23 protein-coding genes are annotated in these 24786 nt (G+C 72.7%); 14 read left to right on the top strand and 9 right to left on the bottom strand.

All coding sequences use genetic code 11. The features are described 5' to 3' along the window. Nucleotides 1-52: 52 nt before the first annotated feature. On the bottom strand, nucleotides 53-1078 hold the full coding sequence (locus tag IEZ06_RS01090; RefSeq protein ID WP_189234744.1) for a TerC/Alx family metal homeostasis membrane protein: 1026 nt from the start codon (nucleotides 1076-1078) through the stop codon (nucleotides 53-55). 422 nt (nucleotides 1079-1500) lie between these two features. On the opposite strand from IEZ06_RS01090, the gene IEZ06_RS01085 reads away from it, so the two are divergent. The 6 genes from IEZ06_RS01085 (at nucleotide 1501) to IEZ06_RS01060 (ending at nucleotide 6293) form a co-directional block, all read left to right on the top strand. Further along, nucleotides 1501-1770 (top strand): hypothetical protein, encoded by a 270-nt coding sequence (locus IEZ06_RS01085; RefSeq protein WP_189234743.1) that lies wholly within the window; start codon nucleotides 1501-1503, stop codon nucleotides 1768-1770. A gap of 897 nt (nucleotides 1771-2667) precedes the next feature. Next, nucleotides 2668-2868, top strand: a complete 201-nt coding sequence (locus IEZ06_RS01080; protein WP_189234742.1) for a hypothetical protein — start codon at nucleotides 2668-2670, stop codon at nucleotides 2866-2868. A gap of 18 nt (nucleotides 2869-2886) precedes the next feature. Next, nucleotides 2887-3435, top strand: a complete 549-nt coding sequence (locus IEZ06_RS01075; protein ID WP_189234741.1) for a MauE/DoxX family redox-associated membrane protein — start codon at nucleotides 2887-2889, stop codon at nucleotides 3433-3435. Nucleotides 3436-3451: 16 nt separating this feature from the next. Continuing rightward, nucleotides 3452-3994, top strand: a complete 543-nt coding sequence (locus IEZ06_RS01070) for a peroxiredoxin family protein (protein ID WP_189234740.1) — start codon at nucleotides 3452-3454, stop codon at nucleotides 3992-3994. After that, nucleotides 3991-5841 carry an ABC transporter ATP-binding protein gene (locus IEZ06_RS01065; RefSeq protein ID WP_189234739.1) on the top strand — a complete coding sequence of 617 codons (1851 nt, stop codon included), beginning with the start codon at nucleotides 3991-3993 and terminating at the stop codon, nucleotides 5839-5841. Before IEZ06_RS01070 ends, IEZ06_RS01065 begins: the two co-directional genes overlap by 4 nt. After that, the gene (locus tag IEZ06_RS01060) at nucleotides 5838-6293 is read left to right on the top strand and encodes a S26 family signal peptidase (RefSeq protein WP_203871698.1); all 456 of its coding nucleotides are present in this window, start codon (nucleotides 5838-5840) and stop codon (nucleotides 6291-6293) included. The genes IEZ06_RS01065 and IEZ06_RS01060 overlap by 4 nt, the downstream gene beginning before the upstream one ends. Before the next feature lie 98 nt (nucleotides 6294-6391). On the opposite strand, the gene IEZ06_RS01055 is transcribed toward IEZ06_RS01060, so the two are convergent. Continuing rightward, entirely contained in the window at nucleotides 6392-7015 is a 624-nt protein-coding gene (locus IEZ06_RS01055) for a thioredoxin-like domain-containing protein (RefSeq protein ID WP_189234738.1), read from the bottom strand. 199 nt (nucleotides 7016-7214) lie between these two features. Here IEZ06_RS01055 and IEZ06_RS01050 point away from each other — a divergent pair, with 199 nt between their 5' ends. Both IEZ06_RS01050 and IEZ06_RS01045 read left to right on the top strand, forming a co-directional pair. Next, the gene (locus IEZ06_RS01050; RefSeq protein WP_229797689.1) at nucleotides 7215-7790 is read left to right on the top strand and encodes a DUF305 domain-containing protein; all 576 of its coding nucleotides are present in this window, start codon (nucleotides 7215-7217) and stop codon (nucleotides 7788-7790) included. 97 nt (nucleotides 7791-7887) lie between these two features. Next, nucleotides 7888-8187 carry a DUF3467 domain-containing protein gene (locus IEZ06_RS01045; RefSeq protein WP_196452586.1) on the top strand — a complete coding sequence of 100 codons (300 nt, stop codon included), beginning with the start codon at nucleotides 7888-7890 and terminating at the stop codon, nucleotides 8185-8187. A 149-nt stretch (nucleotides 8188-8336) separates the two neighbouring features. Here the strand turns inward: IEZ06_RS01045 and trpS are convergent, their stop codons facing one another. From trpS to IEZ06_RS01025, 4 genes are all read right to left on the bottom strand, one after another. Then, nucleotides 8337-9302, bottom strand: coding sequence for a tryptophan--tRNA ligase (trpS, locus tag IEZ06_RS01040; RefSeq protein ID WP_189234736.1), 966 nt, complete (start codon nucleotides 9300-9302; stop codon nucleotides 8337-8339). A gap of 158 nt (nucleotides 9303-9460) precedes the next feature. Next, nucleotides 9461-10540 carry a threonine aldolase family protein gene (locus IEZ06_RS01035; protein ID WP_189234903.1) on the bottom strand — a complete coding sequence of 360 codons (1080 nt, stop codon included), beginning with the start codon at nucleotides 10538-10540 and terminating at the stop codon, nucleotides 9461-9463. Nucleotides 10541-10632: 92 nt separating this feature from the next. Then, nucleotides 10633-11271 carry an SDR family NAD(P)-dependent oxidoreductase gene (locus IEZ06_RS01030; protein WP_189234735.1) on the bottom strand — a complete coding sequence of 213 codons (639 nt, stop codon included), beginning with the start codon at nucleotides 11269-11271 and terminating at the stop codon, nucleotides 10633-10635. Next, nucleotides 11268-13475: a DUF6421 family protein gene (locus IEZ06_RS01025; RefSeq protein ID WP_268245568.1), complete on the bottom strand. Its 2208-nt coding sequence runs from the start codon at nucleotides 13473-13475 to the stop codon at nucleotides 11268-11270. The genes IEZ06_RS01030 and IEZ06_RS01025 overlap by 4 nt, the downstream gene beginning before the upstream one ends. 161 nt (nucleotides 13476-13636) lie before the next feature. On the opposite strand from IEZ06_RS01025, the gene IEZ06_RS01020 reads away from it, so the two are divergent. From IEZ06_RS01020 to IEZ06_RS01010, 3 genes are all read left to right on the top strand, one after another. Continuing rightward, nucleotides 13637-15106 carry a UvrD-helicase domain-containing protein gene (locus IEZ06_RS01020; RefSeq protein ID WP_189234734.1) on the top strand — a complete coding sequence of 490 codons (1470 nt, stop codon included), beginning with the start codon at nucleotides 13637-13639 and terminating at the stop codon, nucleotides 15104-15106. Nucleotides 15107-15286: 180 nt separating this feature from the next. Continuing rightward, nucleotides 15287-15652 (top strand): DUF2267 domain-containing protein, encoded by a 366-nt coding sequence (locus IEZ06_RS01015; RefSeq protein ID WP_068894347.1) that lies wholly within the window; start codon nucleotides 15287-15289, stop codon nucleotides 15650-15652. Between the two features lie 158 nt (nucleotides 15653-15810). Beyond that, a complete protein-coding gene (locus IEZ06_RS01010) occupies nucleotides 15811-16791 on the top strand; it encodes a phosphotransferase (protein WP_189234733.1) in 981 nt (326 codons plus the stop codon). Between the two features lie 5 nt (nucleotides 16792-16796). Here the strand turns inward: IEZ06_RS01010 and gdhA are convergent, their stop codons facing one another. Then, nucleotides 16797-18140: an NADP-specific glutamate dehydrogenase gene (gene gdhA, locus IEZ06_RS01005; protein ID WP_189234732.1), complete on the bottom strand. Its 1344-nt coding sequence runs from the start codon at nucleotides 18138-18140 to the stop codon at nucleotides 16797-16799. A gap of 717 nt (nucleotides 18141-18857) precedes the next feature. On the opposite strand from gdhA, the gene IEZ06_RS01000 reads away from it, so the two are divergent. From IEZ06_RS01000 to IEZ06_RS00990, 3 genes are all read left to right on the top strand, one after another. Further along, nucleotides 18858-19550 (top strand): hypothetical protein, encoded by a 693-nt coding sequence (locus tag IEZ06_RS01000; RefSeq protein ID WP_189234731.1) that lies wholly within the window; start codon nucleotides 18858-18860, stop codon nucleotides 19548-19550. Nucleotides 19551-19651: 101 nt separating this feature from the next. After that, the gene (locus IEZ06_RS00995; protein WP_189234730.1) at nucleotides 19652-20821 is read left to right on the top strand and encodes a sensor histidine kinase; all 1170 of its coding nucleotides are present in this window, start codon (nucleotides 19652-19654) and stop codon (nucleotides 20819-20821) included. Further along, entirely contained in the window at nucleotides 20818-21486 is a 669-nt protein-coding gene (locus tag IEZ06_RS00990; protein ID WP_068894356.1) for a response regulator, read from the top strand. Before IEZ06_RS00995 ends, IEZ06_RS00990 begins: the two co-directional genes overlap by 4 nt. Before the next feature lie 76 nt (nucleotides 21487-21562). Here IEZ06_RS00990 and IEZ06_RS00985 read toward each other — a convergent pair whose 3' ends face one another. Together IEZ06_RS00985 and IEZ06_RS00980 are read right to left on the bottom strand one after the other, a co-directional pair. After that, nucleotides 21563-23083: a serine/threonine-protein kinase gene (locus IEZ06_RS00985; protein WP_229797688.1), complete on the bottom strand. Its 1521-nt coding sequence runs from the start codon at nucleotides 23081-23083 to the stop codon at nucleotides 21563-21565. An 8-nt stretch (nucleotides 23084-23091) separates the two neighbouring features. Beyond that, the gene (locus IEZ06_RS00980) at nucleotides 23092-24777 is read right to left on the bottom strand and encodes a hypothetical protein (protein WP_189234728.1); all 1686 of its coding nucleotides are present in this window, start codon (nucleotides 24775-24777) and stop codon (nucleotides 23092-23094) included. Nucleotides 24778-24786: the final 9 nt, after the last annotated feature.

Below are 24786 nucleotides of genomic sequence, written 5' to 3'. Positions count from 1 at the left end.
GCGGCTCCGGCGGCGAGAGTACGCGGCGGCCTCCCCGCGGGCCGCCGCGCGGTCAGCGCCCGGCGGACGAGGACACCGAGTCCGGGTCGCGGCGGTCGTCGCGGCGGTTGGCGTACACGCTCGTGGCCGTGACCGTGGCCAGGACGCCGATGATGACCCCCAGCGAGACCGGGGTGGGGATCTCCGGGAGCCATGTCCAGATGCCGTGCGCCCAGTGCAGGATGAGCTTGACCCCGATGAAGGCCAGGATGACGCTGAGCCCGTGGTTGAGGTGCCGCAGCTTCGTCAGGACGCCCTGCAGGACGAAGTAGAGCGCCCGCAGGCCCAGTAGGGCGAAGGCGTTCGTGGCGAAGACGATGTACGGGTCCTCCGTCACGCCGTACACCGCGGGCACCGAGTCGACGGCGAAGACGATGTCGGTGGCGAAGACGGCCACGACGGCCAGTGCGAGCGGGGTGAGGGCACGGCGGCCTCCCTCCCGGACCACCATGCGGAAACCCCGGTAGTCGCTGGTGACCGGCATGAAGCGGCGCAGCAGCCGGACGGTGCGCATGGAGGAGATGTCGACCTCCTGCTCGTGCCCGCCCAGCGCGTCCCTGAGGATCTTCACGGCGGTGACGATCAGCACCCCGCCGAAGAGCAGGAACGCCCAGGTGCCGCTCTGCAGGACGGCCGCCCCGAGCGCGATGAAGATCACGCGCAGCACCAGCGCCCCGACGATGCCGTACAGCAGGACCCGCTGGGCCAGGGCCGCCGGGACCGCGAAGGCGGCCAGCAGCAGCATGAAGACGAACAGGTTGTCCACAGACAGCGACTTCTCCACCACGTAGCCGGTGAAGAACTCCACCGACACGGTGGAGCCGTGGTCCACCCAGAGGTAGACGCCGAAGACGAGGGGCAGCACCAGGTAGAAGACCGACCAGCCCACCGCCTCGCGCATCCGCACCTCGTGCGGGCGCCGGGTCAGCAGGGAGTCGAGGACGAGCAGCAGCAGCAGGACGGCGACGCTGATCGTCCACATCCCCGGCGTGCCGATCGTCTCAAGGTCGGCCGCGAGCAGGCCTGCCTCAGCGGGCATGGAGTCTCCTCGAACGTGCGTGATCGTTCGAGGTCTCCTTCACCCGCTTGGAGCGGGCGGCCGCCCGAGGACGCTCTGGGGTGTCCGTATTGACCGGGCCGGCGCTTGGGAAGTACTCCCCTCGCCACCAGGCTAGAGCACGCCGGAAGGTTGTCAACGTGGTGGGCCGGTCGTCCGGCGGCGGCCGGAGCCCTCGGGGCCGCCCCTCCGCACGGGGTGTTTGACCAGGTGCGCCGGGAGGCGGATAGTGGAAGCACAGCTCGGAGGGGAGTACCCGCCGTCCGACGCCCCGACCGTCACCACGGTCCCCGCCGATCCGGGAAGACCCGGCGGGGCGGCCCTCCTCGCCGGGGAGGGTGCGGGAAGACCTCCGTCTCCACCGCCGTGCCCGTCCGCGCGCACGGCGAGACCCGGAGGTTCCCATGTCGCTCGCCGTGCTCCTGGAGGTCCTGCTGGGCGTGCTGCTGACGGTCTCCGCGATCGTCGCCGTCGCCGTCCTGTGGCCGGGGGGACCGCCGCCGCCCCGGCCCCCCTCCTTCCTCGACCCGCCCCCCGCCTGCCGTCCTCCGGTCACCGGCGGACGGCCCCGGCCCGCGGCGGACCGCCGGAGGGCCGGTCGGCGGCCGGCCGCGCGAGGGGGCGGCCGGCCGCGCAGGCTGAGGGGTGGGACCGGCTCCCGGCCGGCGTCCTGATCCCGCCCGGGACCGCCGGGGTCAGGTCGTGAGCGTGGTGCTCGGCGACGGGGTCGCGGCCGGGCCCGCTTGACGCGCCCCTCGTGGCTTCTCGAATGCGCACGGCGCCGTCCGGCCCGCGATGAGGACCGGACGGCGCTTCACTGTGCCCGGCGGTGCGGAAAGCACGGTGGTGCGGAAATCACTGCGCCCGGCGGCGTGAAAACCGATTCAACGCTCCCTACCCATGATCACCGGGCTCCAACCCATGAAAAAGCTCACACGCTTTTCGATCTTGACTGGCCGATGTCAGCGAACAAAGAATGCAGTCATGTAGAACGAGCTGCACGAACAGGAAATACAAGTCCCACCCATAACGGCCGGCACAGCCGGTCGAAGCCGGGCTTTCTTTTTCCCGGACGTCCGCACGACGCGCCCGGAACACCCGGGTCCGGCACCCCGACATAAGCGGACCGGAACTCCGCAGCCACGGCATGGACCCGGCGGGCACGCTCCCACCTGGCACTCCCCGACGGGAGCTCGACACGGCGCACACCTGCGGGCAGTCGGATGATCCGCAGGCGTGCGCCGCCCGGCGGGACCCGGGAGCCCCCGCGGGCGGAATTCCCGTACGGCGGCCGATCTCCGGCGCACCGATATACGGAACGCTGGAATTCGGCGACGAAGAGCGTTCGCCCGCGCACCGAGAGTCCGCATGGTTGAGAGTCCGCCACCGTTCCCCCTGATCAACCGGCAATTCGCATAGAAAACAAGCGATATCTCGATTGCATCTCTGAATGGCATTGTTTCAATAACATTGGTCGGTTATCTTGTGTGAGGTGTCGCCCCGGACGCCACTCCGGCCGCATCCGAACCCCTCGTATGCGGAATCGCGACGCCCGAGGAAAGGGAGCACACATGATCAGAAGACTGGAAGCGCTGGGGGATCGGATGCTCAACCGGTTCGTGCCGGCCACGACCGCGGCGGCGAGCTGTCCGTGCGGCTCCTACCCGTACACGGGTCCGTGCGTGTACTACGTCAGCTGCGGTGGCGGCCGGCACAAGGATTGCTACTGCGCGGACAGCGCCCGCTACATCTCCTGCAGCAGCTGCCACTAGAGGCAACCGAGGTCGTTGATGGCATACGTCCTTCTGGGCTGCCAGGTGCTCGTGGCGGTTGTCTTCGCGGCAGCGGTGGCCGGCAAGCGGTCCGGTGAGGCGTTCGCCGAGTTCACGGCCTCGACCGGCCGGCTGCTGCCGCCCCGCCTCGCGGGATGGCGGCAGCCGGCCGCCCGAGCGGTGTTCGCCGCCGAACTCGCCGTGCCGGTCCTGGTGGCCGTCCCAGCCACCGCGGTGGCGGGGTTCACCCTCTCCCTCGTGCTGTTGACCGCGTTCACCGCCGGGATCGCCGGGGCGCTGCGGCGGGGCGAACGCGCCCCGTGCCGCTGCTTCGGTTCCTCGGCCACGCGCCTGGGCCCCGCGGACCTGGTCCGCGACCTGTTCCTGATCGTCGTAGCGCTCACCGGCGTCATGGCGGCGCTGCTCGTACCGGCCGGGCGGGCGTGGCCCGCCTCTCCCGCGACCGCGGCACTCACGGCGGTCGCCGCCCTCGCCGGCGCCGCCCTCGTGATCCGCCTGGACGATCTCATCGCTCTCTTCGCCCCCACCTCCATGTCATCGAAATAAGAAGGAGGCAGCCGACATGTTCGTCGCCGCGGCCCTCACCCTGTGCGCTGTCCTCACCGTCCTGAACCTCATCCTCACCCTCGGCGTGATCCGCCGGCTGCGCGATCACACCGACCGCTTCACCGAACTGGCCGGGGCCGGGACCGTGCCCGAACCGATCATCGGCGTGGGCACCCCGATCCCCTCGTTCACCGCCACCTCCGTCACCGGGGAGCGGATCACCGACGCGCAGCTGGCCGAGGGCGGGATGGTGGGCTTCTTCTCCACGACCTGCAGCACATGTGAGGAGTGGGCGCCGCGGTTCGCCTCGGCCGCCAGATCGCTACCGGGCGGGCGGAGCCGGACGATGGTCGTGGTCGTGGCCCCGTCCGAGGAGGACGCGGCCCGCATGACGGCGGAGTTCGAGGGCGCGGCCACGGTCGTCCGCGAGGTCGCCGACGGCCCTCTCGCCACCGCGTTCAAGGTCTTCGGTTACCCCGCCATGTGCCGCGTGGGCGGCGACGGCACCGTGGCCGCCGTCGGAAGGGACGCCGTGACGGCCGCGCCGGTGACGGCGTGAACGGAGCTCCGGCAGCGGTCCGGCTCACTCCGCGGACCGCTCTGGGCCACGCCCGCACGGCCGTACGGCTGGCTCTGGAAGCCGCTCCGGGAAGCCTGGCCGGACTGGCGGTCCTGGCGGTCGCCACGGGGCTGGCTCCGGTGGTGACCGCGTGGCTCACCCGGTTCGTGCTGGACGGGCTCGTCGGCGGCATGGCCGGGCGGACGCTGGTGTGGGCGGCCGTGGCGCTGGCCGTCACCGGGATCGCCGCCGTCATCCTGCCCCGGTTGGCGCAGTACGCCGAGTCCGAACTGGGAAGACGGGTCCGGGTGACCGTGGCCGACCGCCTCTACAGCGCGATGAACGACCGGCTGCGAGGGCTGGCCCGGCTGGAGGACCCCCGGTTCCACGACCGGATCCGGCTGGCCCAGCAGTCCGGCAGCACCAGCCCCGGCGACCTGGTGAACAGTGTGACCGGGATCGGGAGGAGCACGCTGACCCTCTCCGGCTTCCTGGTCACCCTGCTGCTGATCAATCCGTGGCTGCTGCTGGCCGTGGCCGTCGCCGCGGTCCCCACCGCCCGCGCGGAGGTCCTGATGGGCCGGCGCCGGGTCCAGGCGATGTGGCGGATCGGCCACGCCGAACGGCGGCAGTACTTCTACGCGAACCTGCTCAGCGCCCCGCGCGAGGCCAAGGAGGTCAGGCTCTTCGGGCTGGGCGCCTTCTTCCGGGACCGCATGCTCACCGAGCTGCGCTCGGTCAATGCCGCCAACCGGGCCCTGGACCGGCGGGAGGTGGGAGTGCAGGGCCTGCTCGGCGTCCTGGGCGCCGCGGTGGCCGGAGGCGGCCTGGTCTGGGCGGTCCTGGCCGCCCGGGCGGGACTGCTGACCGTGGGCGACGTGACGGTCTTCGTGGCCGCGCTCGCCGGGGTCCAGGGTGCCATCTCCGGGATCGTGGCGCAGATGGGCGGCGGATACCAGGCTCTGCTCATGCTGGACCACTACCGCGTGGCGACCACGGTGGAACCCGACCTGCCGGTCCCGGCCGCCCCCACCCCCGTCACGGCGCTGACGGGAGGCATCGAGTTCCGGGACGTCTGGTTCCGGTACGGGCCGGACCGGCCGTGGGTGCTGCGCGGCGTGGACCTCACCCTCCCCGCCGGGCGGACCACCGCGCTGGTCGGGCTGAACGGTGCCGGAAAGAGCACCCTGGTGAAGCTGCTCTGCCGGCTCTACGACCCCGTCCGCGGCCGGATCCTCTGGGACGGGACCGACCTGCGGGAGATCGACCCGGCCGAACTCCGCGAGCGGATCGGCACCGTGTTCCAGGACTATGTCGAGTACGAGCTCTCGGCGGCGGAGAACATCGGGCTGGGGAATCTGGCCCGTCTCCGGGACCGGGACCGGATCGAGGCCGCCGCCCGGCGGGCCGGGGTTCATCAGGTGCTGGCCTCCCTGCCGAACGGCTACGACACCATGCTGACGAGGATGTTCGTGGAGGGCGTCGACGAGGAAGGGCCGGAGACCGGGATGCTGCTCTCCGGCGGCCAGGGGCAGCGGCTGGCGCTCGCCCGGGCGCTGCTGCGGGACGAGCGGGACCTGCTCATCCTCGATGAACCCAGCTCCGGTTTGGACGCCGAGGCCGAAGCGGAGATCCACACCCGGCTCCGCGAGCACCGCGCCGGCCGTACCAGCCTGCTGATCTCCCACCGCCTGAACACCATCCGCGACGCGGACCTGATCGCGGTCCTCTCCGACGGGAGGATCGCCGAGCACGGGGAGCACCACCGGCTGATCGCCGAGGACGGCGCCTACGCCCGGCTCTTCAACCTGCAGGCCCGCGGCTACACCGAAACGGCGCCGCGGTGATCCGGCAGGCGGCCGTGGCCGCAGCGGCGGCCGCAGCCGTGCTCACGGGGTGGCTGGTGTGGCTGCGCCGGCGGCACCTGGTGGTCACCGTGCGGGGCCCCAGCATGGCGCCCACCTACCGGCACGGCGACCGGGTGCTGGTACGCCGCCGCCGGGGCGGCCGGCTGCGGACCGGCCAGGTGGTAGTGGTGGACCTGCCCGAGGGGATACGGCCTCTCCCGGAGGGAGTCGGCCCGGAGGAGGCCGTGATCCACCGGCGGGTCATCAAGCGCGTCGCCGCCGTCGCCGGGGAACCGGCACCGTTCCCCGTCGAGGGGGCCGAGCCGGTGGTTCCCCCCGGCTGCCTGGCGCTCCTGGGGGACAACCCGGACGGCAGCGGAGACTCCCGGCAGTACGGCTACGTCCCCGCCGACGCCGTGGTGGGTGTGGCGCTCCGCCTCCTGCGGAGGTGACGGCCGTCCTCGGATGCGGGTGCTCCCCGGAAAATGCGGAGGCGACGCCCGGCCTCACGGCCGGGCGTCGCCTCCGGATCGGGTCAGGGGTGCCCGGATCAGGGCAGGGGCTCGCCCTTCCCGCCGGAGCAGGCCGCGCCGAGCTCGGGGGTGCCGGGACCGTTCTTGAACTTGGCGATGAACTTCGGCAACCGGGGGTCGTCCGCGTCGGTGATGCCGGTGAGCTGCTTGCCCCAGGAGCTGGCGACGATCGGCGACGGAATGCCGGGGAAGGGGCTCAGGAGCATGTAGTCGCCCTGCTTGCGGACGAGCTCGCGGAGCTTCTCGATCTGGTCCTTGGGGAGGTCGGGACGGTAGGTGATCCACACGGCCCCGTGCTCCATCGAGTGGACCGCGTTCTCCTTACCGACCGGCTGGTCGTAGACGCCGCAGTTCTGCCAGTCCGGAGACGGCGCGTGCGGTCCTCCCACCGGCGGATTCTCCTTGTAGGTGACCGGGTCGGTGGTGTGCTCGCTTCCCACGTACGTGAAGCTCTTCACCGCGTCCAGGGAACTGGCGGCACGCTCGTTCACCAGGTAGAAGCCCACGAGACCCACGAGCAGAAGGATGATGAGGCCTCCGCTGCCCCACATCAGGAGCGCGGTCCTGCGTTCCTTCGCCTTCTGCTCCGCACGCATCTTGGCGAGCGTCTCCCGCCTCGCCTGCGTCTTTTCCTTCGACATCGATCCTCCACCCGGTGACCGGTTCCGAGTCACCTTATGCCCTAGTGGCGTATGCGGAGAATAAGGGGGGATGGGCGGCGCACGCTAACGTGCCGCCCGTCAGGGTGAGTAGGCTTGACAGGTCATGGAAAGTCCCGCAGAAGAGTCCTCGAAATCCCGGCGACGTCCGATACTCGTCCTGATACTGGGCTGCCTGGCGGTGGTCGCCGTCACGACCCTCGTCATGGGCCGGAGCGCCGAACCCACCGACGCCTCCGCCGAGGCCGGGTTCGCCCGCGACATGGCGGCCCACCACGCCCAGGCGGTCGAGATGTCGTTCATAGCCAGGGACGGCACGGAGGACGAATCCGTTCGCGGACTCGCCTACGACATCATCATCACGCAGACCGCCCAGCGCGGCATGTTCATGGGCTGGCTGCAGCAGTGGGAGCTCGGCCAGGCGACCGAGCGGCCGTCGATGGCCTGGATGGCCGGTCACGGCCACGGCGGTACGGCCGGCGCCCCCGCCGCCATGCCCGGCATGGCGAGCGCGGCGGAGCTCGACCGGCTCCGCAAGGCGACCGGCAGGGAGCAGGAGATCCTCTTCCTCCAGCTCATGATCCGCCACCACGAGGGCGGCGTGCAGATGGCGGAGGCCCTGCTCAAGCTCTCCGATCGTGACGAGGTGGTCACGATGGCGCGGCACATCGTGAACACGCAGGACGGAGAGATCAAACTGATGAAGGACATGCTGAAGCAGCGGGGTGCCCAGCCGCTGCCGTCCATACGGCAATGAGTCAGGCATACATGTGAATAGCGTCAGCGCGTTCCCTGCGCGGCCGGATTCCGGCCGGGGCGGCATGGCGGAACCGATCTGGCCGGAGGAGACTTAAGTGGTGAACGACGAGCCGGAGAACCGCCTGGAGGTGAGCATCTCCGCCGAGGTCGAGATGGGGCAGTACGCCAACTTCGCCTCGGTATGGCACACCCAGGATGGTTTCGTCCTGGACTTCGCGGTGATCACCAGACCGCCCCAACTGGCCAACGACCCCTCGTCGGGCCAGCACTTCGTCAGCGTGCCGACCCGGATCGTCAGCCGGATCCGCATCCCTCCGAGCCAGGTCTTCGAGCTGATGAAGGCCCTGGAGCAGCAGCTCACCCAGTACGAGCAGGAGACGGGCCACAAGCACTGACCACGCGCCCCGCCCGCTCCGGGGCCCGCTCCGGCCCCCGGGCCGGCTCCGTCCCGGGTGCGGCCGCGGCCGGGACGGAGCCGGCCCGAGGCCGTACCTCGGGCCGGTCCTGTCGTCCGGTCTCCGGCCGGGCCCGGCCGGAACCGGTCTCAGGCCAGGCCCATCGCCGCCCGGGCGGCCGCCACGACCTCCGAGGCGCGCCCGGCCGCCCGCGCGGCGTGCGTCTCCAGCAGCCGGTCGAGTTCCGCCGGGTCGGCCGAGAGCTCGCCGAAGCGCCGCCGGACCGGGGCCAGCGTCTCGGTGACCGCCTCGGCCGTGTCCTTCTTGAGCGCGCCGTACGAGGCGTAGGAGAGCGACTCGACCGGCCGCCCGGTGCAGGCGGCGAGCAGGGCGAGCAGGTTCGACACCCCCGGCTTCGCCTCCGGGTCGTGGCGGACCTCCGTGCCGGAGTCGGTGACCGCTCGCATGATCTTGCGCCGGACGTCGGCCGGCTCGTCCAGCAGGTGGACCGTCCCCGCGTCGGAGCCGTCGGACTTGCCCATCTTGGCGGTGGGCTCGGCCAGGTCCATGACGCGGGCGGCCAGGCGCGGGTGCACGGCCTCCGGGACGGTGAAGGTCTCGCCGTACAGGTGGTTGAAGCGCAGGGCCAGGTCCCGGGTGAGCTCGACGTGCTGGCGCTGGTCCTCCCCCACCGGGACGAGGTCCGCCCGGTGCAGCAGGATGTCGGCGGCCATCAGCGCGGGATAGGTCAGCAGGGACAGGCGCACCTCCTGCCGGCCCGCCGACTTCTCCTTGAACTGGATCATCCGGTGCATCTCGCCGTAGTGGGCGGTGCTCTCCAGCAGGTAGGCCAGCTCCGTGTGGGCGGGCACCCGCGACTGCACGTAGACCCCGGAGCGGTCCAGGCCGCAGGCGAGCAGCAGGACCGCCGCCTCGCGGGTGCGGGCGCGCAGCCGCTCGGGATCATGCCTGATCGTCAGGGCGTGCAGGTCGGCGACGGCGTAGACGCAGTCGGCCTCGTCCTGCAGCCGTACGGCGGGCAGGATCGCGCCGAGGTAGTTGCCGAGCGTCAGGCGGCCGGTCGGCTTGAACGCGGAGAAGACGCGCTTGGTCATGGTGGGTCCCCTTCTCGGTGAGGGACCGCCGGACCACCGGCCGCAGGGGTGGAAAGGAAAAGGCCGCCGGTGAACGGCGGCCGTTTTCGTGTGCGCAGTCGGGGCTGGCTAGCGGGTCCGCCGGAGGGCGGCCCGCCACAGACCCAGGCTGCGGTGGTTCATGCCGGGAATCCTACCTCCTCCGCGACGGCGGCGGCGAAGGCGTCGACGTCGGCCTCGGTGGTGTCGAACGCGGTCATCCAGCGGACCTCGCCGGTGGCCTCGTTCCAGGTGTAGAAGCGGAAGCGCTTCTGCAGCCGCTCGGTGGCGTCCCGCGGCAGGATCGCGAAGACCGCGTTGGCCTCGACCGGGCGCGGGATCTGCACGCCGGGCACGTCCCGGACGGCGTCGGCGAGCCGCCGGGCCATCGCGTTGGCGTTGCGGGCGTTGCGCAACCACAGGTCCCCGGCGAGCAGCGCCTCGAACTGCACCGAGACGAACCGCATCTTGGAGGCCAGCTGCATCGCGGTCTTGCGCAGGTAGCGCAGGCCGCGCACGGCGTCCGGGTTCAGCACCACGACGGCCTCGCCGAACATCATCCCGGCCTTGGTCCCGCCGAAGGAGAGCACGTCCACCCCGGCGTCCGCGGTGAACGCGCGCAGCGGCACGTCCAGCGCGGCGGCGGCGTTGGTGATCCGGGCGCCGTCGAGGTGGACGAGCATGCCGAGCCCGTGGGCGTGCTCGCAGACCGCCCTGATCTCCTCCGGCGTGTAGAGCGTGCCCAGCTCGGTCGTCTGCGTGATCGAGACGACCCTCGGCTGGGCGCGGTGCTCGTCACCGAAGCCCCAGGCCTGCCGGTCGATCAGCTCGGGGGTGAGCTTGCCGTCCGGGGTGGCCACGGGCAGCAGCTTGAGCCCGGCCGTACGCTCCGGCGCGCCGCCCTCGTCGGTGTGGATGTGCGCCGACTCGGCGCAGACCACGGCCTCCCAGTGCGCGGTCATCGCGCGCAGCGCGACCACGTTGGCGCCGGTGCCGTTGAACACCGGCCAGGCCTGGGCCGCCGGGCCGAAGTGGGCGCGGAAGACCTCCTGCAGCGCCTCGGTGTAGACGTCGTCGCCGTAGGCGGTCTGGTGCCCGCCGTTGGCGAGCGCGATCGCGGCGAGGATCTCCGGGTGCACGCCGGCGTAGTTGTCGCTGGCGAAGCCCTTCACCGCCGGGTCGTGCCTGCGGACGGCGCCGGTCGGCGCGGCGTCCGCGATCCCGGTCACCGCGCCTGCGGTCGCGCCCGTGGTCGCGTCCGGGGTCGCGGCCGCCGTGGTCGCGCCCGTGGTGGTGTCCTTGCTCTCGTCCGTCACTGCGTCAGGTCCATTCGGGTGCCGTTGGCCTCGGTGTCCCACAGGCCCTCGATCGCCGCGGCGAGGTCGTCGACGTCGGTGAAGCCGGGGAACCTCTTGTCCGGGTCCGCGGCGCGCATGCCCTCGTGCACGAGCGCCTTGACCACCAGGATGTTCGCGGTCGCGCCGGTCCCCTCCAGGGCGTCGGCGAAGGCCAGGGTCCAGGCCTCGGCGGCGGCCTTGGCGGTGCCGTACGCCGCGTTGCCCTGGGTGGGCCGCTCGGCGGCCTTGGCGGAGACGATCGCGAACCGGCCGCGCGCGCTCTCCTTGAGCAGCGGTTCGAAGGCCAGGGTGACGTGCTGGAGGGTGCGCACCAGCAGGTCGTGCAGGAGTGCCCAGTCCTCCAGCCGCGTCTCGGCGAAGGTCTTCGAACCGCGCCAGCCGCCGACCAGGTGCACCAGGCCGTCCACGCGGCCGTGCTCGGCCCGGATGTCCGCGGCGAGCCCGCGCACGGCCTCGAAGTCGAGCAGGTCGACCGCGAGTGTGCCGTCGGCGCCGGACTTGTCGACGCCGATGACGGTGTGGCCCTGGGCGGTGAAGCGGCGGACGGCGGCCTGGCCCGCGGGGCCCGCCGCGCCCGCGACGACGATGATCATGCTCGGATCCCCTTCGTGGAGTCGACGACCTCGCCGAGCTTACGGCGCAGCGCCTCGTAGAACATGCTCAGCGGGAACTCGTCGGGCAGCACCGCGTCCACCACCGCCTTCGGGAAGCCGTCCGTGGGCAGGGCGTCCACGCCCTTCGCCCAGACCGAGGCCGGGTGCGGCTCGACGTAGGCGGCGACGAGCTCGTGCGCGGCCAGCCAGTGGGCCAGCTTGGCGCGGTCGATGCCGTCGCGGTAGAGCTTCTCCACCTCGCCGCGCAGGTCGGCGACGCCGCCGGCGAGCCGGGACCAGTCGACGCTGAGCCGGTTGTCGGTCCACCGGACGACGTCGTTGCGGTGCAGGTAGGCGAAGAGCAGCTGGCCGCCGAGGCCGTCGTAGTTGCGGACCCGGCCACCGGTGATCGGGAAGCGGAACAGCCGGTCGAACAGGATGGCGTGCTGGACGTACCGGACGTGCGGCACGCCCTCGGCCTCCAGCCGCACCGCCTCGCCGAACGCGGTCAGGTCGCAGCGCAGCTCCTCCAGGGAGTAGAGCCAGTACGGCATGCGCTGCTTGATCATGAACGGGTCGAACGGAAGGTCGCCGTGGCTGTGGGTGCGGTCGTGGATCAGGTCCCAGAGCACGAAGGTGTCCTGGGCCAGTTCCTGCGACTCCAGCAGCCGGGCCGCGTCCGGCGGCAGGGCCAGCTTGAGCGTGTCGGCCGCGGCCCGGCCGACCCGGCGGAAGCGGGCGGCCTCGCGGTCGCAGAAGATGCCGCCCCAGGTGAAGCGGGCCGGGGTCTCGCGGACCGCGACGGTCTCGGGGAAGAGCACCGCGGAGTCGGTGTCGTAGCCGGAGGTGAAGTCCTCGAAGGCGATCGGCACGAACATCGGGTTGTCGTAGCGGGCCGCCTCCAGCTCGGCGAGCCACCGCGGCCAGACGGTCCGGATCCAGACGGCCTCGACGTGCCGGCGGGTGCTGCCGTTCTGCGTGTACATCGGGAAGACGACGAGGTGCTCCAGGCCGTCGATCCGCTGGGCGTCGGGGTGGAAGGCGTCGAGCGAGTCGAGGAAGTCGGGGACGCCGAGGCCCTGCGCGACCCACTTGCCGAAGTCCGCGACGACCGCGTCGAGGTAGGCCGCGTCGTGCGGGAAGCGCGGCGCCAGCTCGGTGATCCGGTCGACGATCTCGGAGATCAGGGCGACCGCCAGGTCGCGGTCCCCCTCGATCGAGCCGTCCTTCGCCTGCAGCGGCTGAAGCCGCTCCACCGCGTCCTTGAGCCCGGCGAAGGCGGCCCGGGTGTCGTCGCCGCCGCCGGTCCGCCCGGCCCGCTCGGGGACCCGGGCGGCCCAGGTGACGAGGTTGCCCCAGAGCGCGGCGTGGTCGTGGTCGTCGATCGAGTCGTCGCCGAACAGGTCGGAGTCGGCGACCACGACGACGCGCCCCCTGCCGTGCCGTACGGCCAGCGCGAGCGGCCGGCCGGCGGGATCGGCGGTCGGGGAGGTCGAGAAGAGCACGGTGACGTCCCCGGGGGCGAGGCCGGGGTCGGCGGACAGGACGCCCGCGCGGTAGAAGCAGGCGCGGCGGGCCCCGGCCAGGAGGTCTTCCTCCCCGGTCTCGCCGGGCACGCCCATCACCCAGGAGGCCACGCCGTTGTGGGCGTTGCGGGGGTCCTGCACGGTGGTGTGCTCGACGCGGACGCCGAAGACATCGAGGAGGTCGGCGAGGTTGCTGCCGTACTTGTCCTGCTCGCACTCGGCCAGCACGACGAGGCCGCCGCCCCCGGCGACGTAGGTCTCGATCGCGTCGAGCTCCTCGGCGGGGAAGACCGGGCTGCCCAGGCCGGTGGTGCGCTCCCAGCGGCCGGCCGAGGGGTGGGCGATCACGAGCACGTCGGTGCCGTCGAGGACGGCCGGGGTGATCGCGCCCCCGGCGGTGCTTCCGGCCGCGCCCCCGGTGGCGCCTCCGGCGGTGCTTCCGGCCGCGCCCCCGGCCCCGGTTTCCGCCGCGTTCCCGGTGGCGCCTCCGGCGGTGCTTCCGGCGGCGTCCCCGGTGTGCGCGGTGACGGTGTGGCCCAGGCGGCGGAGCAGCTCGGCGGCGCGGGCGTAGCTGTTGTCGTCCGGGTGGCCCGGGTTCATCGCCTCGGCCACCTCCCGCCGGATGGTCCACGACTCGCTGTGTGCCTCGTCGAACAGCACCCGCGGGAATGCCCTCACGAAAGATCCTCCTGCCATCCGGTCTTATTGAGGGAAAATATACACATCTTGCCCGAATATCGACACACCCCTTATCCTCTGCATGGGATCCGCAGGGATGCGGACCCGGCCGGGACCCGCCCGGCGACACGGACCGGCGACACGGAGGAGTGCACCCGCGCGTGAGCACCTCCGCGGCGGCCGGGCCGGACGAGCTGCGCGACGCGCGCTCCCACCCGTTCGTGGTCTGGCGGACCTTCCTCCATCCCGATCAGCACCGCATCGCCTACCGCGGGTCGTACTCCGGCCCGGCCCAGGTCTCGGGCGGTCCCGGGACCGGCAAGACGACCATCGCCCTGCACCGGGCCGCCCACCTCGCGCACCGGCTCGCCGCGCACGGGCCCGGCGGGACGGTGCTGCTGACCACCTACGCCCGCAACCTCGCCGAGGCGCTCGACCGCCAGCTCGCCGTGCTCATCGGCGACGAACGGGTCCACCGGCGCGCCGAGGTCTCCGGGATCGACCGGCTGGCCATGCGCACCGTCCGCGGCGCGCTCGGCCTCTACCCGCAGACGGTCTCCCGGCCCGACCTCGAACGGGCCTGGGACGCGGCCGCGCGGCGCTCCGGGCTCCCGTACGGCGGGGGCTTCCTGCTGCGCGAGTGGGAGCAGGTCGTCCTGGCGCAGGACATCCGCGGCGAGGAGGCGTACCTCGCCTGCGCGCGCCCCGGCCGGGGGACCCGGCTGCCCCGCGGCCGCCGGGCGGCCGTCTGGCGGGTGATCGCCGAGGAGACCGGCCGGCTCCGGGCGTCGGGGCGCTGGACCTACCTGCAACTGGCCGACGAGGCGGCCCGGCTGCTCCGGGAGCAGGCGGCGCCGCCGTACCGGCACGTGGTGGTCGACGAGGCGCAGGACCTGCACCCGGCGCAGTGGCGGCTGCTGCGCGCGGCGGTGGCGCCCGGCCCCGACGACCTGTTCCTGACCGGCGACCCGCACCAGCGCATCCACGACCACCGGGTCTCGCTGTCGTCGCTGGGCATCGAGGTGCGGGGGCGCAGCCACCGGGTGCGGATCAGCTACCGGACCACGCAGGAGATCCTCGACTGGGCCGTGCCGATCCTGGGCGGCGCGTCCGCGGCGGGCCTGGACGGGGGCGACGACGACCTGGAGGGGTACCGCTCCCCCGTCCGGGGCGACCGGCCGGCGGTGCTGCGGGCCGCCGACGCCGCCACCGAGCTGGCCGCGCTGGCCGGCCAGGTCCGCGTCTGGCTGGACTCCGGCGTGGAGCCCTCCGCGATCGCCGTGATCACCCGGTTCTTCGGCATGGCGAAGGCGGCGCGGGAGACGCTGACCGCCGCGGGCGTGCCCACGGCGTTCCTGGGCGGCGGCGACGAGCGCGACACCGTGCAGGTCGGCCTGATGCACAAGGCCAAGGGCCTGGAGTTCCGCTGCGTCGCGGTCATCGGCGCCTCGGCCGAGCTGGTCCCGCACCCGTCCGTGCTGACCGCCGAGGACGAGGACCCGGTCACCCGCGCGCTGGACCTGCAGCGGGAGCGCAGCCTGCTCTTCGTCGCCTGCACCCGGGCCCGCGACCGCCTGTACGTCTCCTACACCGGCGACCCGAGCCCCTTCCTGCCCGCCGCCGTTCCATAGCGGCCGGGCACCGGGGCACGAAGGCCGGACGCGCGGAGCCCGCACACCGGGGCGCGGAGACGGACGCGCGGGGCCCGGACGCCGGAGGGGGCGGCGGCCGGTTCACGGCTTGGTCAAGGATCGTTTGGCACCGTGGGGACCGGGCACGCCTCCGAACCGGATAGGAGGGGAGGAAACGCCATGAACGAGGGCGAATTCATCAGAGTGGTGTGCAACGAGTCAGGACTCACCCAGGACCAGGCGGAGATCCTGACCCAGGCCACGCTGGAGACACTGGCCGAACGCCTGACCCCCGAGGAGGCCGACGACCTGGCGTCCCAGCTTCCCGAGTCGATGCAGGACCTGCTGCTCTCGGATCGCGAGACCCCCGACGACTTCGGGCTCGACGAATTCGTCCGGCGGGTCAGCGAACGCTCGGGAGCGGACGTCTCCGAGGTCAGGGAGGACGTGCACTCGGTCTTCTCCGCGCTGCGCCTGGCCACCGCCCCCGGAGAGCTCGACGACGTGCTCTCCCAGCTGCCGAGGGAGTTCGCGGAGGTGCTCTGAGAATCCCTGCGGGCGTCCGGCCGCTTCCCGGGGGAAGTGCTCCGGCGGCCCGGCCGTGCCGTTCTCCGTGCCGAACGGCCGGCTGGTCCTGCTGATCGGCCTGGTCGCCCGCGGGCGGGGGTCGTCGGGCGGCCCCGCCGCCCGATAGCGTGACGGCCGTGACGAACAGCGGCCCAGGAGGCACGCCCGGAGCGGGCGACGGTGCGACGGCGACGGGCGCGAGGCCGGAGTGGGCGGCCGAGCAGGACGTCCGGGAGGACGACGCGGCGGCGCTGGTCGGCGGGCAGTTCCCGGACCTGCGCGGGGCGCCGGTCCGGCTGCTGGCCACCGGGTGGGACAACACCGTCCACCTCGTCGGTGAGCGCTGGGCGTTCCGGTTCCCGCGCCGGGCCGTCGCGCTGCCCGGCGTCGAGCGGGAGATCGCGACGCTGCCGATCCTGGCCGCGCGGCTGCCGCTGGTCCTGCCGGTGCCGGCCCGGGTCGGGCGGCCGTCCGGGGCCTATCCGTGGCCGTTCTGGGGCGCGGAGCTGATCCCCGGCGAGGAGCTGGCCGAGGCGGATCTCTCCGAGGAGGGGCGGGTGCGGGCCGCCGCCGGTCTCGGCGCGTTCCTGCACGCCCTGCACGCCCCGGAGCTGGCCGCCGAGGCGGGCGGCGGCCTGCCCGTCGACCCGATGCGCCGGGGCGATCCGGCCATCCGGGCGGCGATGGCCCGGGAGCGGCTGGGCCGGCTGGTACGGCGCGGCGCGTGGACCCCGGACCCGGCCGTCGACCGGCTCCTCGCCGAGGGCGAGCGGGCGGGCCCGCCGCCCGGTCCCGCCGTCGTCTCCCACGGCGACCTGCACCTGCGACATCTGCTGGTGGACCCGGACGGGCGGGCGACCGGCGTCATCGACTGGGGCGACCTGTGCCGGGCCGACCCGGCGGTCGACCTCTCCCTCGCCTACGCCGGTTTCGACGGGGCCGCCCGCACGGCCCTGCTCTCGGCCTACGGGCGGCCCGTCGGTCCCGGGCGCGAGCTGGCGGCGCGGGTGCTCGCGGTGTGCCTGTGCGCGGTGCTCGCCGACTACGCCGAGTCCACCGGCCGCGCCCGGCTGCTGGCCGCCTCCCTCGCCGGCCTCCGCCGCGCCGTCGGCGGCTGACGAGGTCAGATCAGGCCGAGGGAGAGCATGGCGTCGGCGACCCGCTTGAAACCGTCGATGTTGGCGCCGGCCACGTAGTCGCCCGGCATGCCGTACTCGTCGGCGGTCTGCAGGCAGCGGGCGTGGATGTCGCGCATGATCTCCTGGAGGCGGCGCTCGGAGAACTCGAAGCTCCACGAGTCGCGGCTGGCGTTCTGCTGCATCTCCAGCGCGCTGGTGGCCACGCCGCCCGCGTTCGCGGCCTTGCCCAGGCCGAAGGCCACGCCGGCCTCCCGGAAGACCCGGATGCCCTCCGGCATGGTGGGCATGTTGGCGCCCTCGCCGACCGCGACGCAGCCGTTGCGCACCAGCGTCTCGGCGTCGCGGCCGGTGAGCTCGTTCTGGGTGGCGGACGGCATCGCCACCTCGCACGGCACCTCCCAGATGCTCCGGCCCGCCACGAACCTGGCCTCGCCGCCGCGGCGCTTGGCGTAGACGTCCACGCGCAGCCGCTCGACCTCCTTGACCTGCTTGAGCAGGTCGAGGTCGATGCCCTTCTCGTCGACCACGTAGCCGGAGGAGTCGGAGCAGGCGACGACGGTGCCGCCGAGCTGCTGGACCTTCTCCGTCGTGTAGATCGCGACGTTGCCGGAGCCGGAGACCACGACACGCTTGCCGTCGAAGGACGTGCCGCGGGCCTTGAGCATCTCCTCGACGAAGAACGCGCAGCCGTACCCGGTGGCCTCGGTGCGCACCTGGGCGCCGCCGTAGCTGAGCCCCTTGCCGGTGATCACGCCGGACTCGTAGCGGTTGGTGATGCGCTTGTACTGGCCGAACAGGTAGCCGACCTCGCGCCCGCCGACGCCGATGTCACCCGCGGGGACGTCGGTGTACTCGCCGATGTGGCGGTAGAGCTCGGTCATGAAGCTCTGGCAGAAGCGCATGATCTCGCGCTGGGACCGGCCCTTGGGGTCGAAGTCCGAGCCGCCCTTGCCTCCGCCGATGGGCAGGCCGGTCAGGCTGTTCTTGAAGATCTGCTCGAAGCCGAGGAACTTCACGATGCCGAGGTAGACCGAGGGGTGGAAGCGCAGGCCGCCCTTGTACGGGCCCAGCGCGCTGTTGAACTCGACCCGGAAGCCCCGGTTGATGTGCACCTCGCCCTGGTCGTCCTCCCACGGCACCCGGAAGATGATCTGCCGCTCGGGCTCGCAGATCCGCTCGATGATCTTCGACTCGGCGTACTCGGGGTGCTTCCCGAGGACCGGCCCGATGCTCTCCAGCACTTCCCGGACGGCCTGGTGGAACTCGGTCTCGCCCGGGTTCCGGCGCAGGACGCTGTCGTAGATGGATGCCAGTTTCTCGTGCAACATCACTTGTCTTCCTGATTGTCGGATCTCACAACTTTGGTCTAGACCTTATGAGATGCCCGTAACACGCCGTTTACCGACCCTGGAAGATGCGCACGTCCTGCCCGCCGGCAGGACTTCCGGATCCCCGGGCGGCGGACGGCAGGAAGGGGCCGGGGAACCATCGTCCAGCACGGAGCACCAGCTCAGGCCCCCGGCACGGGTAAGGAAACCTTCATCTTCGGTGATCCTCGAAGCACCGGCCGGACTCCGGAGTTCCGCCCGGATTCCGGAAGTGTCGTCCATATTCTGAGATGCCGTCCAGGCGCCGAAGCCCCGGCCGGGCACAGGTGGCAGCGGAGTGACGTCGGCCCGCTCCGGGTCGCGGATTGCGAACCGAGGACTGCGAAGCAGGGAGCACGGACCGGGGATCGCGGACCACGGACCACGGACCACGGGCTGCGGGCTGCGGGCTGCGGATCGGGGGCCGGGGATCGCGGATCGGGGATCGCGGACTCAGGCCATGACTCCGGAGGGGACCCCGGGGGACGCCTCTTACCCCGGCAGGAGGACGCCGGATCAACCCCGCGGCGGACGACCCGGCGGCGGGCGGCGGAATACCTTCCTGGCGACAGTTCCACGCAGGCGGCCCCGTACGGGATCCGTACCGGAGGCGGCGGGATCCATCCGCGTCCACCCCGGCGCCTGCGCACCGTGACTCCGCACAGGCAGGGAAACCCCGTGTTCAAGGACTCCGCAGACTTCAGGCGCGTCGCCTCCGGCGTGCTGCTGATCGTCGCCCCGCTCCTCCAGGCGATCGCCGTCATCCTCGACCCCGGGACCTGGGGCGACGAGCGCGAGGCGGTCAGCTTCGGCGACGACCCCGTCCTCGCCCAGGTCCAGTCGGTGCTCTACCACTGGGCGTACCTGCTGATGGCGCTGGCCGCCCTCGGCCTGCTGCACGTGATGCGCCGCCGCGCGGCGGTGTTCGGGCACATCGCCGGCCCGCTCGTCATCCTCGGCTACATCAACCTGTCGGGTCTGCTGATGGCCGACCCGGTGGAGTGGTGGCTCGGCCGGCACCACAGCCCCGAGGAGGCCACCCGCATCATGGACGAGATGGTGAACCTGCCCGGTGTCGTCTTCGGCTTCCAGATGCCGTGGATCTTCTTCGCCATCTTCGGCATGCCGGTCCTGGCCGTCGGCGTCTGGCGGGCCGGCTTCGCCCACTGGTGGATCCCGCTCGTCCTCGCGGTCGGCTACGGCGGCTCGATGTTCGTCGGGTACGGCCCGGCGACCGTCGTCCTGTGGGGCATCCCGGTGGCCGCACTGGGCGCCCTCGGCGTCAGGATGCTCCGGATGAGCCGGGAGGAGTGGATCTCCTACTATCCCGCCGCCTCCACCGCCGCCGCGCCCGCGGGCGTCGGAGCCTGAGTGCCGACGGCCCCTGCGGGGACTTGTGGCCCACTTGCAAGCCACTTGGTTGGGCGTTTTGTCCTATATGCAATAGCGACGCGAGGGTTTAGTCTCCCCGCATGGCGCTTCCCCTCACCCTCTCCCGGCACCTCCGCACGGTGCCGGGAGTCGATCTGCTGATCGGCGCCGCGATCATCGCCCTCGGCACGCTCGAGGCGTTCACCGTCGCGACCGAGTACGGCGCGGCCGAGACCCCCGAACTGTGGTGGATCGGCCAGGCGCTCGTCACCGGCGTGCTCGTCTGGTTCCGCCGCAAGGCCCCGGTCGCGGTCTTCATCCTGATGATCCTCATCCAGTACGCCTGGCACCGGCAGGGCTACGAGCACTGCCAGGTCTGGCAGCTGTTCTCCCTGCTGCTCGTCTTCCACACCGTCGGCGCGGAGCTGCCGCTCCGGCCCGGCCTGGCCTGGGCCGTGACCGGCGTCCTCGTCTTCGACTCCGGCGCGGTGGACCACCGGTGGCTCCCGGCGGAGGAGGTCATCTTCCTGACCGTCGTCTTCGGCTCCGCCTACCTCACCGGCCTGGCGGTCAACGCCTACGCCACCCGGGCCCGCCGCCTGGCCGAGCACGCCGTACGACTGGAACGCGACAGGGAGCGCCGGGCCGCCGAGGCCGTCGCCGAGGAGCGCACCCGCATCGCCCGCGAGCTGCACGACGTCGTCGCGCACAGCGTGAGCATGATGGTCATGCAGGCCGGGGTGCTGCGCCGGAGGGGCGGGGGCGACGCCGACGCGCTGCTCGGCATCGAGCGCTCGGGCCGCGAGGCGGTCGAGGAACTGCGCGTCATGCTCGGCGCCCTGCGCATGCCGCTGGACGAGGCCATCCCGCAGCCGGGACTGGACCTGCTCGCCATCACCGTCGACTCGCTCGCCTCCTCGGGCCTGCGCATCACGCTGTCCGTCACCGGTGAGCCCGTACGGCTCGCGCCGGGGCTGGACCTGTCCGCCTACCGCATCGCGCAGGAGGCGCTCACCAACGCCGTCAAGCACGCGGCCGAGTCCGAGATCTCCGTCCGCGTCGCCTACCTGGACGACTCCGTGGAGGTGGAGGTCCTCGACACCGGCGGGACCGGCGCCGGCGCGGCGCCGGAGCTGTCGACCGGCAACGGCCTCATCGGCATGCGCGAGCGCGCCACCCTGTTCGGCGGCACGTTCGAGGCCGGCCCGCGCGCCGAGGGCGGGTTCCGGGTCCGCGCACGGCTCCCGCTCTCCCTGGAGGTGCTCGTATGAGCGACGTCATCCGCATCGTGATCGCCGACGACCAGGCGATGGTCCGCGCGGGCCTGAAGCTCGTCGTGGAGAGCGAGCCGGGCATGGAGGTGGTCGGAGAGGCCGCCGACGGCCTGGAGGCCGTCGCGGTGGCCCGCCGCACCCGGCCGGACATCGTCCTGATGGACATCTCCATGCCCCGCATGGACGGCCTCACCGCGGCCCGGCAGCTGCTCGACCAGCCGGACCCGCCTCGGGTCGTCATGCTCACCACCTTCGACACCGACGAGAACCTCTACGCCGCGCTGCGGGCGGGGACCAGCGGCTTCCTGCTCAAGGTCTCCCCGCCCGAGCAGCTCGTCGAGGCCGTCCGCGTCGTGGTCGGCGGCGACGCCCTGCTGGACCCGGCGGTGACCACGCGGGTCATCGCGTCCTTCGCCGGCCGCCACGAGCCCGCGCCGCCGCCCCGGCTCGGCGAGCTGACGCCGCGGGAACTGGAGGTGCTGCGGTTCCTGGCCCGCGGCCTGACCAACGCCGAGATCGCCAAGGAGCTCTTCGTCGGCGAGGCGACGGTCAAGACGCACGTGGCGCGGGTGCTCATGAAGCTGCACCTGCGCGACCGCGCCCAGGCCGTGGTGTTCGCCTACGAGTCCGGAGTGGTGCGGCCGGGCGCGGCGGTCGGCTAGGGGCCGGCCGGAGGCCCTCCCCGTCTCCGCCGCTCCCCGCCCGGCGCGGTCCCGGCCTCCGCCGCTCCGGCGGCGCTCACGACTCCGGGAAGGTCACGCTCCGCACGAGCCGGCCCGCCAGCGTGTCGTCGCAGCGGCCCGACGCGCAGAAATAGATCATCAGGGCGGGTTCGTCCGGTCGCTCCACGGCGTAGCCGACGAAGTCGAGCCGGCCGCCCTGCTGCGGGTCGGCGATCGACCCCTCCAGCCGTACGGCGGGCCGTCCGCCGACCCGGACCTGCACCACCTCGGAGAAGACGCTCACCGTGCCGGGCAGCGAGGACTGCAGCGTCTCCTGGAGCTGCTGGGCGCCGCCGCGCGGGTCGAGCGTGTCCAGCGTCTGCGCGTAGACGCCGGTGGCCTCCTCCGGCTCGGCCTTGATGATCTCGTTGACCGCCGCCCAGTCGGCGGTGACCGGCGTGCTGAACAGGGTCCGGAACTCCTCGGCCCGGGGAGCGGAGACCGTGAACACGTCCGCGTGCTGGATCGTCGTCCAGCCGGCCGGGTGCTCAAACGCGACCGGCACCGCGGCCGAGCCCCGGTAGGCGGCCCACGCGTCCTCGCCCCGCAGGACCAGGGCGAGCGCCGCGACCAGCGCGATGATCACCGCGATCGCCGCCCCGGCCCCGAGGAGGATGCGCCGCCCGCCCGTCCGGGCGCGCGGCCTCCCCGGCTGTTCGCCGGCCGGCCGGGTCTGCTGCAGCCGGTAGGACTGGCCGCTGATCGCGTCGCGCAGCGCGGTGACGAACTCGGCGCAGCTGTCGTAGCGCTGCTCCGGCGCCTTGGCCAGCGCCCGCGCCATCACCGCGTCGACCTCCGGCGGCAGCTCGGGCCGGAGCGTGGTGAGCGGCGTGGGCGGCTCGGCCAGGTGCGCCCAGAGCAGCGCGATCTCGTTGTCGCGCTGGAACGGCAGCCTCCCCGCCAGCGCCTCGTAGACCACGCAGGCCAGGCCGTACTGGTCGCAGCGGCCGTCGATGGTCTCCTTGTTGATCTGCTCGGGCGACATGTAGCGGGGGGTGCCGATGAACTGGTCGGTCTGGGTCAGCCCGGAGATGGAGGTGCGGTGCTTGGTGATGCCGAAGTCGGTGAGGTAGACGTGCTCGCCCTCGGTGTGCCCGGCGATCAGGATGTTGGCGGGTTTGACGTCGCGATGGATCAGGTCGTGCGCGTGCGAGGTGTCCAGCGCGGCGGCGACCTGCGTGAAGATCCGGCTGACCTGGCTGACCGGGAGCGGTCCCCGGTCGTAGAACAGGCGGCGCAGGTCGGGGCCGTCGACGTAGCGCATCGCGATGTAGAGGGTGCCGTCGGCCGCGGCGTCCGCCTCGTAGATCGGGATGATGTTGGGGTGGTCGATGCTGGCGACCGTCCGCGACTCCAGGATGAAGCGCTGTCGGAACCGGTCGTCCTCGCCGAGCAGCGGGTTGAGGACCTTCAGCGCGACCCGGCGGTTGAGCCGCGAGTCCACCGCGAGGTAGACCACGGCCATGCCGCCCTTGCCGATGACGTCCTCGACGTAGTAGCCGGCCACTTCCTGGCCGATGAGCGCTCTCTCGTTCACCGGCGCCGTCACGCCTCGGCCGGGTGGCCGCAGAAGCCGCAGAAGCGGTGGGCGTGGCCCAGCCGCATCCCGCAGGCGGTGCAGTACTTCTGGGCGGCCGTGCCCGGGTGCGTCCCGGCGGCTCCCGCTCCGGCTCCCGCGGCCCCCGGGGCGGTGTCGCCGCCGTTCGGCGCGACCCCGTCCGGTCGCCCGGGGTCGCGGGCGACCAGCACGGGTCTGCCGGGGCCGGTGGACGGCCCGCCCGGAGCCGCGGACGGCCCGCCGGGACCGGTGGGCGGGTCTCCGGGTGCGATCTTCGGCAGGGCGGGGAAGGACCGCCCGACCACGACCGTGGGGTTGGCCCCCTCGTCGACCGGGGGTCTGCGCGGGATGGCGACGGGCGGCTCGGGGACCGGCACGCCCGTCTCGACGGTCCCGGCCTCCGCGGGCTCCGGGGCCTGCGCGGCCCCGCGCCGCCACAGCAGCAGCGCCCCGGCGGCCACCGCGGCCACCAGCACGCCGCCGCCGGCCAGGAACGGCCAGAGCGGCATTCCCCCGCCGCCCGCGTCCGCGTCCGCGGCGGCGGGGGCCCGCTTCGTGCCCTCGTCCTCGGCGGTGCCCCGCTTGGCCTGCGAGGTCTTCAGGTGTGCGGCGGCCACGACGTGGCCGGGGTAGAGGTCCAGGACGCGCTGGAAGGCCGGGACGGCGTCTCCGTAGTACTCGGTGTGGAAGCGGGTCAGCGCCTGCTCGAACGCGGCGTCGATCGGACCGCGCCGCGCGGGCACCTTCGCCTCGGCCAGCGCCGTGGTGATCTCCCGGACGCCGATCATCCGGGCCTCCTTGCCGCCGCCCACGAGCAGCCCGACGACCTCGCCCTTCTTGTCCTCGATCACCGGGCCGCCGAGCAGCCCCTTGTCGACGAGGGCGCCCAGCTTCACCGGTTCGTCGGCCTTGCCCTCGGGGTCCTTGAACCGCCTTCCGCCGTCTCCGGCGCCCCCGGCCCGCAGGTGCGCGATCTCCACGGTCTCCGGCCGGTCGGCCGCGGGCCGCCCGGTGAACCCGGCGACCGCGACCGGGGAGCCCTCCTTGTCGGGCACCTTGGCGGCCAGCGGCGCGGTGGGCATGCCCGCCCCGCCGTCGGCGCGCCCGACCGGCACCAGCACCGCCGGGCTGTCAGGGTCGTCCCCGGCGCGGGCGATCTCGGCCCGGAACCCCTCGGCGTCGGCGGGGGCGATGTTCGGGAAGATCCGGATCTCCGTGGCGACGTCGACGATACAGGTCGCCGTGGAGCTCTTCGGCGGGTAGCACTCCTGCAGGTGGTGGTCGAGCCGGTCGTCGCCGAGCTTGTGCCGCTCGAAGTCATCGGGGATCTTCACCTTGTGGTGCTCGGCGAAGATCCGGTTCGCGGCGTACACCGCGACGTCCTTGCCGGTCTCCACCACGCGGGTCAGGGTGACGACCGCGCCCTCGGGGTTGACCACGGTCCCGGTGCCGCTGCCGATCGGCACCTCGTAGCTCCGCTCGACGTGGACCAGTTCGCCGAGGTGGTCGAGGAGGGTGATGTCCACCTTCGCCGTCGCCTCGACGCGCACCACCGCGGGGGTCACCAGGTCGGTGATCCCGCTGGGGTGTTCGTGCGCCAGGGCGGCGGGCATCGCGGCGACCGCGAGTGCCAGGCCGCCGAGGAGTGCCAGAGCCGTTCCGAGCCGCCGCATCACCACTCC

Source organism: Planomonospora antibiotica (assembly GCF_014647955.1).
In the GTDB taxonomy this organism is placed as follows: domain Bacteria; phylum Actinomycetota; class Actinomycetes; order Streptosporangiales; family Streptosporangiaceae; genus Planomonospora; species Planomonospora parontospora.
The sequence above is the reverse complement of the archived record's forward strand: the minus strand, read 5'-3'. Positions and strand labels throughout refer to the sequence as shown.

What these genes read in the sequence shown, in the direction of transcription:
- IEZ06_RS01090 (WP_189234744.1), bottom strand. Translation starts at nt 1,078, where the DNA reads ATGCCCGCTGAGGCAGGCCTGCTCGCGGCCGACCTTGAGACGATCGGC.
- IEZ06_RS01085 (WP_189234743.1), top strand. Translation starts at nt 1,501, where the DNA reads ATGTCGCTCGCCGTGCTCCTGGAGGTCCTGCTGGGCGTGCTGCTGACG.
- IEZ06_RS01080 (WP_189234742.1), top strand. Translation starts at nt 2,668, where the DNA reads ATGATCAGAAGACTGGAAGCGCTGGGGGATCGGATGCTCAACCGGTTC.
- IEZ06_RS01075 (WP_189234741.1), top strand. Translation starts at nt 2,887, where the DNA reads ATGGCATACGTCCTTCTGGGCTGCCAGGTGCTCGTGGCGGTTGTCTTC.
- IEZ06_RS01070 (WP_189234740.1), top strand. Translation starts at nt 3,452, where the DNA reads ATGTTCGTCGCCGCGGCCCTCACCCTGTGCGCTGTCCTCACCGTCCTG.
- IEZ06_RS01055 (WP_189234738.1), bottom strand. Translation starts at nt 7,015, where the DNA reads ATGTCGAAGGAAAAGACGCAGGCGAGGCGGGAGACGCTCGCCAAGATG.
- trpS (WP_189234736.1), bottom strand. Translation starts at nt 9,302, where the DNA reads ATGACCAAGCGCGTCTTCTCCGCGTTCAAGCCGACCGGCCGCCTGACG.
- IEZ06_RS01030 (WP_189234735.1), bottom strand. Translation starts at nt 11,271, where the DNA reads ATGATCATCGTCGTCGCGGGCGCGGCGGGCCCCGCGGGCCAGGCCGCC.
- IEZ06_RS01015 (WP_068894347.1), top strand. Translation starts at nt 15,287, where the DNA reads ATGAACGAGGGCGAATTCATCAGAGTGGTGTGCAACGAGTCAGGACTC.
- gdhA (WP_189234732.1), bottom strand. Translation starts at nt 18,140, where the DNA reads ATGTTGCACGAGAAACTGGCATCCATCTACGACAGCGTCCTGCGCCGG.
- IEZ06_RS00995 (WP_189234730.1), top strand. Translation starts at nt 19,652, where the DNA reads ATGGCGCTTCCCCTCACCCTCTCCCGGCACCTCCGCACGGTGCCGGGA.
- IEZ06_RS00990 (WP_068894356.1), top strand. Translation starts at nt 20,818, where the DNA reads ATGAGCGACGTCATCCGCATCGTGATCGCCGACGACCAGGCGATGGTC.
- IEZ06_RS00980 (WP_189234728.1), bottom strand. Translation starts at nt 24,777, where the DNA reads ATGCGGCGGCTCGGAACGGCTCTGGCACTCCTCGGCGGCCTGGCACTC.